General features: G+C 72.0%; 4 protein-coding genes. 3 read left to right on the forward strand and 1 reads right to left on the reverse strand.

Annotated features, from left to right (window positions below; genetic code table 11):
- A partial coding sequence (locus ACFRQN_RS39225) for a nitrate- and nitrite sensing domain-containing protein (RefSeq protein ID WP_380745410.1) occupies positions 1–2,879 on the reverse strand: 2,879 nt, incomplete at its 3' end.
- A gap of 638 nt (positions 2,880–3,517) precedes the next feature.
- Here ACFRQN_RS39225 and ACFRQN_RS39230 point away from each other — a divergent pair.
- The 3 genes from ACFRQN_RS39230 (at position 3,518) to gltX (ending at position 6,272) form a co-directional block, all read left to right on the forward strand.
- Positions 3,518–3,736 (forward strand): hypothetical protein, encoded by a 219-nt coding sequence (locus ACFRQN_RS39230; RefSeq protein WP_049658602.1) that lies wholly within the window; start codon positions 3,518–3,520, stop codon positions 3,734–3,736.
- Positions 3,737–3,979: 243 nt separating this feature from the next.
- On the forward strand, positions 3,980–4,780 hold the full coding sequence (locus tag ACFRQN_RS39235) for a fumarylacetoacetate hydrolase family protein (protein ID WP_049658604.1): 801 nt from the start codon (positions 3,980–3,982) through the stop codon (positions 4,778–4,780).
- On the forward strand, positions 4,773–6,272 hold the full coding sequence (gene gltX / locus ACFRQN_RS39240; protein ID WP_380670510.1) for a glutamate--tRNA ligase: 1,500 nt from the start codon (positions 4,773–4,775) through the stop codon (positions 6,270–6,272). Before ACFRQN_RS39235 ends, gltX begins: the two co-directional genes overlap by 8 nt.
- Positions 6,273–6,359 lie beyond the last annotated feature (87 nt).

Raw genomic sequence — 6,359 nt, forward strand, 5'->3', positions numbered from 1 at the left:
CCGGGGCCCTGCGGGGCCGGACGGCGCTGCGGCAGGCCGTCCTGCGGACGGTTGCCCGGACGGGCGCCCTGCTGCGGCGCGCCGGGGCCGCCGGGACCGCCGGGGCGGCCGTGCTGCGGCTGCTCGCCGCTCCGGGCACCCGGACCGCCGTCGAACCCGCCGGCGGGACGCGGACGCTCCTGGCCGGGCCGGCCGGGCAGGCCGGGCTGGGACTGACCGGCCTGCGGCTGGCCCTGCTGCGGCTGGCCGGGCTGACCGGGCTGGCCCGGCTGGCCGGGCTGCTGCTGACGGCCGCGGCGGGGCAGGCCGTTCGGGCCGCTCTGCGGCGGGCCCTGGCGACCCGGGGCGCGCTGCGGCAGACCGCCCTGCTGGGCCTGCTGCGGAGCCTGCTGGTTCTGCTGCTTCTGCGGGGCCTGCTGCTTCTGCTGCGGCTGGGCGGGCCGCTGGCCCTGGCCCTGCTGACCGCCGCCCTGCGGGGCGGGGTTCTCCCGCAGCGACTGGCCGACCTTGCGGGTCGGCAGACCGCCGCCGGACGCACCCGGACCGCCCGGCGCACCGGGACCGCCCGGCGCACCGGGACCGCCCTGCGCGCCCGGGCCGCCCTGCGGACCGGGACCGGTCGGAGCGCCCGGACCGCCCTGGCCGAGCTGCGGACGGCCGCCCTGCGGGGCACCGGCGGCCGGACCGCCCTGGCCGAGCGCGGCCGGACCGTTCTGGCGGCCGGGCGGCACCTGGCGCTGCTGGCGCGGCGTCGGGGTGACCCCGCGCTGCTGCTTGCCCTGGCCGGAGCCGGGCCGGCCGGCGCCGCGGCGGTCGCCCGAATTGGTGACGTCCACCGGGAGCATGACCAGCGCGGTGGTGCCGCCGGAGTCGCTGGGGCGGAGCTGGATGCGGATGCCGTGTCGCAGGGACAGGCGGCCGACCACGAAGAGGCCCATGCGGCGGGAGACCGAGACGTCCACCGTCGGCGGGTTGGCGAGGCGCTCGTTGATCTCGGCGAGGTCGTCGGGGCTCAGGCCGATGCCGGTGTCGTGGATCTCGACCAGGACGCGGCCGTCCGGCAGCGCGTGGCCGGTGACCCGGACGCGGGTCTGCGGGCTGGAGAACGAGGTGGCGTTCTCCAGCAGCTCGGCGAGCAGGTGGACGAGGTCGTTGACGACGCGGCCGGCGACCTCGGCCGACGGCACGGCGGCGAGCTCGATGCGCTCGTACTGCTCCACCTCGGAGGCGGCGGCGCGGAGCACGTCGACCAGCGGGACGGGCCTGGTCCAGCGGCGGCCCGGGTCCTCACCGGCGAGGACGAGGAGGTTTTCGCCGTTGCGGCGCATGCGGGTCGCGAGGTGGTCCAGCTTGAAGAGGTTGGCCAGCTGGTCCGGGTCCGCCTCGCGGCTCTCCAGCTCGGAGATGAGCGACAGCTGGCGCTGGATGAGGCCCTGGCTGCGGCGCGAGAGGTTGGTGAACATCGCGTTGATGTTGCCGCGCAGGAGGGCCTGCTCGGCGGCGAGGCGGACGGCCTCGCTGTGCACCATGTCGAACGCGTGGGCCACGTGGCCGATCTCGTCGGTGGAGTCGACGGCGACCGGCTCGACCGTGGTGTCGACGTCGTGCGGGTCGGCCTCGGAGAGGGTCTTGACCAGCTCGGGCAGACGGCGCTCGGCGACGTCCTCGGCCGCGGCCTGGAGGCGGGTCAGCGAGCGCACCATCGAGCGGGCGATCAGACCGGCGCCACCGAGGGCGACGAGCAGCACCAGGGCGACCGCGACACCGATGATCAGGGCGTCGGCGTCGGCCTGGGACTGGAGGTCCTGGGCCTTTCCGTCCAGGTTCTCGATGAGCTTGGACTCGATCCGGCGCTCGGCGGTGATCTTGGAGCTGGCCTTCTCGTACCAGTCCTTGTAGCTGACCGCCTCGGTCTGGCGGATGCCGCTCTGGGTGAGGATCGCGGAGGCGTAGCGGTCGGCGTCGGCGACCACCGAGTTGTAGCTCAGCTGGCTGCGCAGGTTGTCCAGGTCGTGCGCGGTGTAGATGTTGTTGAAGCTCGCGATCGCGTTGTCGTACGAGCTGCGCAGACGGATACCGAAGGACTCGTCGCTGGGGCTGAGGTCCGGGGTCTTCGGGTTGGCGAGTGCGGCGCTGATCAGGGCCCGCTGCTGCGAGGTCGCGTTCTTCGCCAGCGAGAACTGCTGGAGCGCGCGGGTGGAGACGACCAGGTCCTTGTTGTTCGACGCGAGCGCGATGTCCTGGGTGATGGACAGCAGGTCTCGGATGATCACGTCGTAGGCGGTGATCGTCGACTGGATGTTCTGGTTGTTCTGGTACGGCAGGCTGCGGGTGTCCGCGATCGAGTTCAGGTCCTTGCGGATCTGGAGCAACAGCGCCTTGCCGCCGGACAGTTCGAGGTTCTCGAACTTGTCGGAGGACGCGGTGAAGGTGCGGCTCAGGTCGTCGGTGGACTTGCGGGCCGCGACGATGTCGTCGTCCAGCGGGGCGGTCGGGTCGTGGGTGATCGGGCCGGCGCTGATGTCGCGCTCGGTCTGCAGCGCGTCCGCGAGGTTGGTCGCCTTCTTGGCCAGGTCGGACAGGTTGGCCATCTGGGCGAGTTGCTGCGAGTTCTCCATCGAGGTCTGGATGCGCAGGCCACCGAGGACCAGCGAGACCATCACGGGGAGGGCGAGCAGCGCGATCAGTCGGGTGCGGATGCGCCAGTTGCGCATCGCGAGCCGGTTCAGACCGGTGGCGCGGCGCCTGGTCAGCGAGGTCCGGAGTTTGTCCCGGGCGGACTTCCGCTCCTGCCCGTCCTCCTCCGGCCGCCCGAGGGCCTCGGGTGTCACCGGCTCGGCCGGGCCGCCGGGGGCCGCCGCCTGTTGGGGGGCTGCCACAGGCTCGCGCGACTCCGGGTTCCCCGCGGCGCCGCTACCCCTTTTGAAACGTCCCTGCACTGGCGTCGCAACCTCTGGACCGGGCGTCCCGCCGCGTCGCCACGGCCTGGACGGTGTCGAGTTTCCATCCGCCCCCCGGCCGGTCCGGGAGAGCGGGCACCGGGGTGGACCACTCCCTACCCACGGTCCGTCGCATTCCAGCACAGCCGGGGAATCCCAACAAGGGCCGCAGGTACCGGGGGTCCGGCGCTACCGACCGCTTGTGCGATCTCACTGACTGTGCGGTAACAGGACCGGAATACCGCCTTTTTCGGACACTCGCCGGATACATGCCAAGCAGACCCGGGATCGGGAAGAGTCACAGACCTTCCGGAATGCCCCTTATCGGGTGGAATGTCGGAAAGTCCCGGAGCGACGATATGTCGGATATCTGTATTTTGCTCGTCAATTTGTGAGCAAAATCACAGTCTAATGTGTAGCTTTGGTCACGGTCTCTATGGAATGAGATCTCGTAACCTGGCTGTCTCCGGAGCACGGCCCCGATCAGCCTGCCCAGAACCCCTCCGAATCAATCGGAATCCATCAGGCCGGTGCCGATCCGCCGCGGTCGGCCAGGCCATGACCACGAGGTGCTCTCGATGTCCCAGGCGAAGAACGCCACCAAGTCCACGCTGTCCTGCCGCCCCACGGCGAACCCGCGCCGGACGACGCTGGCCTCGGTCGAGGACTTCAGCACGATCCCGGGTGCCCGCAAGCCCGAGGACGTACTGACCTACGGCACCGAGCTGCCGGCCGCCACGGCCAACCCGCGCCGCACCCAGCTGATGGTCGCCCCGGTCGTCGTCCCGCAGGACTGACCCCGCACGGCACCGCACCGCACCGCGCCGAGGGCGCCGTCGTCACACCGGTGGCGGCGGCGCCCTCGGCGTCGCGCGGTGCGCGCTTCCGTCCCGACCGTCCTGAACAGGGGCAAAGCGGTCAGCCGGGGCCCCACGCGATAGCCTGGAGGCCGATTGACGGGGCCGCGCCCACTGCGGGCGGGAGCCCTCCAGCGCCCGGGCGCGCCCCGGGCGGCCGACGAAGCGAGGGGTAGCCCAGCCGTGCGCATTGCCAGGTTTTCCGTCCGGGAAGGGAGCCCTGCCGCCGGCAGCGTCTCCTTCGGCGTAGTGGAGGGCGACCCTTCCCGGCCCGAGTCGCTGGTCGTCCACGCGCTGGCCGGCCACCCGTTCGGCCAGCCCCAGCCCACCGGCGAGAGCTACCGCTTCCAGGACGTCCGGCTGCTCAGCCCGATGCTCCCGAACAAGATCGTGGCGGTCGGCCGCAACTACGCGGCGCACGCGGCGGAGCTGGGCAACGACGTCCCGGACGTCCCGCTCACCTTCTTCAAGCCGTCCACCTCGGTGATCGGCCCGACCGAGAGCATCGCCTACCCGCCGTTCTCCTCGGACGTCCACCACGAGGCCGAACTCGCCGTGGTGATCGGCCGGATGTGCCGCGAGGTGCCGCTGGACCGGGTGCCCGAGGTGATCCTCGGCTACACCTGCGCCAACGACGTCACCGCCCGGGACGTCCAGCAGCGCGAGGGCCAGTGGGCCCGGGCCAAGGGCTTCGACACGGCCTGCCCGCTGGGCCCGTGGATCGAGACCGACCTCGACCCGAGCGACCTCGCGATCACCTGCACGGTCAACGGCGAGCTCCGCCAGACCGGCCGCACCTCCCTGATGGTCCGCTCGGTCGCCGAGCTGGTCGTCCACATCTCCGAGGCCATGACGCTGCTGCCCGGCGACGTCATCCTCACCGGCACGCCCGCAGGGGTGGGCCCCCTCAACGTCGGCGACGAGGTCGCCGTCTCCATCGAAGGCATCGGCACTCTCACCAACAAGGTGATCAAGCGTGGCTAACACTGACCCGGCCGTCCGGGTTCGCTTCTGTCCCTCCCCGACCGGCAACCCCCACGTGGGCATGGTCCGCACGGCCCTGTTCAACTGGGCCTACGCCCGCCACAACGGCGGCACGCTGGTCTTCCGGATCGAGGACACCGACTCCGCCCGCGACTCCGAGGAGTCGTACAACCAGCTGCTCGACGCGATGCGCTGGCTCGGCCTGGACTGGGACGAGGGCCCCGAGGTCGGCGGTCCGGACGCGCCGTACCGGCAGTCGCAGCGGATGGACATCTACGCCGATGTCGCCCGCCGCCTGCACGAGGCCGGCCACGCCTACCACTGCTACTGCTCCACCGAGGAGCTGGACGCCCGCCGCGAGGCCGCCCGCGCGGCCGGCAAGCCCTCCGGCTACGACGGCCACTGCCGCGAGCTGACGGACGAGCAGGTCGCCGTCTACAAGCTGGAGAAGCGCGAGCCGATCCTGCGCTTCCGGATGCCCGACAAGACCCTCTCCTTCGACGACCTGGTGCGCGGCACGCTCACCTTCGAGCCGGAGAACGTCCCGGACTACGGCATCGTCCGGGCCAACGGCGCCCCGCTGTACACCCTGGTCAACCCGGTGGACGACGCCCTGATGGGCATCACCCACGTGCTGCGCGGCGAGGACCTGCTGTCCTCCACCCCGCGGCAGATCGCGCTGTACGCCGCGCTCGCCGAGATCGGCGTCGGCGACGGCACCACCCCGCGCTTCGGCCACCTGCCGTACGTGATGGGCGAGGGCAACAAGAAGCTCTCCAAGCGCGACCCGCAGTCCTCGCTCAACCTGTACCGCGAGCGCGGCTTCATCCGCGAGGGCCTGCTCAACTACCTGTCCCTGCTGGGCTGGTCGCTGGCCGAGGACCGCGACCTGTTCGACATGGACGAGATGGTCGCCGCCTTCGACGTCGCCAAGGTGAACGCCAACCCGGCCCGCTTCGACCTGAAGAAGTGCGAGGCGATCAACGCCGAGCACGTCCGCCGGCTGGCCCCGGAGGACTTCGTCCGCCGTCTGGTGCCGTTCCTCCAGGGCGCCGAGCTGCTGCCGGCCGAGCCCACCGCCGAGCAGCTGGACCTGCTCGCCAAGGTGGCGCCGCTCACCCAGGAGCGGATGGTCGTGCTGAGCGAGATCGTGAACATGGCCGGCTTCCTGTTCGTGGCGCCGGAGAAGTTCGCCCTCGACCCGGACGACGCCGCCAAGGTGCTGACCGCGGACTCCCGCCCGGTGCTGGAGGCCAGCATCAAGGCGCTGGAGGAGCTCGCGGACTTCACCCCGGAGCCGATCCAGGCCGCGCTGCGCGAGGCGCTGGTGGAGGGGCTGGGCATCAAGCCCAAGTTCGCCTTCACGCCGCTGCGGGTGGCCGTCACCGGCCGGCGGGTCTCCCCGCCGCTGTTCGAGTCCATGGAGTTGCTGGGCCGCCCGGAGACGCTGCGACGGCTGCGCGCCGCCCTGGACGCCCTCCCGGCCGCCTGAGGCGCCCTCCTGGGCGCTCTCTGACGGATCCCTGCCGGACCGGCCCTCCACGGGCCGCCGAGCAGGCCGCGGGCCCGGCCTCGTGCC

The sequence above is a fragment of the Kitasatospora sp. NPDC056800 genome (genome assembly GCF_042789775.1).
Taxonomy (GTDB): domain Bacteria; phylum Actinomycetota; class Actinomycetes; order Streptomycetales; family Streptomycetaceae; genus Kitasatospora.

Bases quoted from the DNA above. Each gene is read 5' to 3' on its own strand.
- ACFRQN_RS39230 (WP_049658602.1), top strand. From the start codon at position 3,518: ATGTCCCAGGCGAAGAACGCCACCAAGTCCACGCTGTCCTGCCGCCCC.